This window comes from Allocoleopsis sp., from assembly GCF_036703385.1.
In the GTDB taxonomy this organism is placed as follows: Bacteria; Cyanobacteriota; Cyanobacteriia; order Cyanobacteriales; family Coleofasciculaceae; genus Allocoleopsis.
On record NZ_DATNPA010000804.1, the window covers coordinates 1 to 2,460 of the forward strand.

Sequence of the window (2,460 nt, forward strand, 5' to 3'; positions counted from 1 at the left end):
GCCCATCGAGCAGAAGTTCTGGCTGCCCTCAAACCTGTAGATGGAGTTGTGATTTTTTCTGAAACTACAGCCACGGCTTTAATTGAAGCACTCCAGCCCGAGGTCTATGTCAAAGGGGGTGACTACCAGCCGTCAACGCTGCCAGAGGCCCCCGTCGTTCAAGCCTACGGTGGGCGGATAGAGTTAGTCACAGTAGAAGTTCATACGTCCACAAGTGCGATCGTTAACCGCATTCTTCAATCTCGGACGGAATAAGCCGGAGTGAAAAATAAGGCAGAAGGCAAAGGGCAGAAGGCAGAGGGCAGAAGGAATAAGAATTTTCTTGCATTCGGGTGTAAGCAGTTCATCACGGCTATTTACTTCCAGGTTTTGGCATCCCACGACTTCCACTTTTGCTCGCCGCCGAGCAAGAGCTAACGCTCAAGTCGCGGGTTTTCCTTTACGATAAATTCAGGCATTTGCTTAGTGATGGGCAAATGTTTTCCGTTAGTACCGCTTTCCGGTCAACAACTCATCCACTGCCGCAACCCCAAACCAGTCGCTTCATGACAGACCAAATGACTGCCTCAATCACAGGAGACTCCAGCAAGATTGCCGAACTGAAGCGCCAGCTCCAGTCTAGTCCTGAAAAAAAACAACTTCAGTTGATTCCAGAACTGGTCAGTACCGGTGCTGCGGGTTTAGACGTATTGATGGAATTTTTAAAGGAGCAACAGCCAACTCCCGTTAACCTCGCAACAGGACTGGCTTACCAATCCCTGTATCAAGCCGATACCCCGATCGCCAACGAATTTCTACAAACCCATTTCCCCACAGGCATTGTCCCTCTCAGTTCTGAAGGCGGTATAGACTATAGACCCCTCCAGCAACTGCTGGTTAAGCAAGATTTCCTTGCAGCTGACCGTCATACGTTAGAAAAACTTTGTGAGCTAGCAGGACCAGCTGCGGTTCAGAGAAAGTGGTTGTATTTCTCTGAGGTAGAAAGCTTCCCTAGTACAGATTTACAAACCATTAACACTCTCTGGTTCATTCACTCGCAAGGCAAATTTGGATTTTCCGTACAGCGAGACCTCTGGCTCTCTTTAAACAAAAATTGGGAGAAGCTTTGGGAAAAAATTGGTTGGAAGACTGGCAACAGCTGGACTCGTTATCCCGGTGAATTTACGTGGAATCTCAGTGCGCCAGTAGGTCATCTCCCCCTCTCCAACCAGCTACGAGGTGTTCGCGTCATTGCTTCTTTACTATCCCATCCAGCGTGGTCAATGAAGGGTTAAATAATGAATTATGACATTCGCTAGTTGTTTAATCATTCATAATGTACAGTTAATAATTCTTCGCGTTACGCTCTGCCAGCCTGCTAACCTTCAACCTCTCCCCCAACAAACGCTCGGCAAATAGCTTCAATTGTTTGTTCTGCCAGACTAGACGGGAACCTTAGGTATAGCAGGTCACATTACAGTAGCACTGATATCAGTGATGCAATTATTGATATGGGGATAGGGATTTTCATGGCAGAGCTGGAACACAGGCTTTTTTGCCGTTTGGATGGATTGACTGTAGTAGAACGAGAACAAAAACGGTTGACTGCTCTTCAGGAGCGCGGGTTGCTGACAGATGAGACGATCGCAGTTTTCGACGAAGCGACTCAGACGGCGGCGCGATTTTTGGAGGCACCCCTGTGTATTTTGAGCATCATGACACCAGAGCGGCAGCTGATTAAATCGGCTGTTGGGTTATCCAGAGTCGGCTTGATGAATGAGCTGGCGCGATCGCGTAACATAGGACGCGATGAAGGCTTTTGCACCTACGTGGTCGATAGTCATCAAGTTTTGGCAATTCCCGATACGGCAGCGAATCCTGTTTTTGCCAGTAGTCTACTCGTGGGACATTACGGCATCCGTGCTTACTTAGGTGCGCCGTTAATGACAGCAGATGGTCAGTGCTTGGGAACGTTGGCCGTGATGGATTGGGTGCCTCGCTGCTTTGGGCCTAAAGATGCCGAGTTCCTAGTGATGACAGCACATTGGAGTTTGAGCGAATTTGAGCGAAACCGCCTTTTGCAGCAAGAACGTACAAGTTCTATCCATTGGTTGTCTCAGGCTGCGGGAATCGCTCAACTTCAAGAGCAACGAGACTTTGAGACAACTCCGGAACCTAGGAATGAATCCAATAGCCAGTCGGCTTGCCTGTCTTCGACGAACGCCATTAAAGTCAAACTGCTCGCTCAGCTGACGCAGGAACTCCGGACGCCCTTAACCTCAATCATAGGCATGGCAAGCGTTTTGGGTCGCCAGGTTTATGGTTCTCTAACCAGCAAACAACAGGAATATCTGGAAATCATTCATCAAAGCGGTCAACAGCTTCTATCGCTGGTTGATGAAATCATCACCCTTGGTCTTTTGGATGGCACTCGCCAAGGACTGTCTTTAGCACCGGTAGATACCGAAATGCTGTGTCAAC

The 2,460-nt window shown here is 48.6% G+C and carries 2 protein-coding genes and 1 pseudogene; all 3 read left to right on the top strand.

Annotation, left to right across the window (positions count from 1 at the left end; genetic code table 11):
* A pseudogene (locus V6C93_RS37265) lies at positions 1-255 on the top strand (D-glycero-beta-D-manno-heptose 1-phosphate adenylyltransferase); the annotation flags it as partial.
* A gap of 290 nt (positions 256-545) precedes the next feature.
* Entirely contained in the window at positions 546-1,274 is a 729-nt protein-coding gene (locus V6C93_RS37270; protein WP_349262963.1) for a GUN4 N-terminal ARM-like repeat domain-containing protein, read from the top strand.
* A 234-nt stretch (positions 1,275-1,508) separates the two neighbouring features.
* Positions 1,509-2,460, top strand: a 952-nt coding sequence (locus V6C93_RS37275; protein WP_333481745.1) for a GAF domain-containing sensor histidine kinase, incomplete at its 3' end; no start/stop codon positions are given.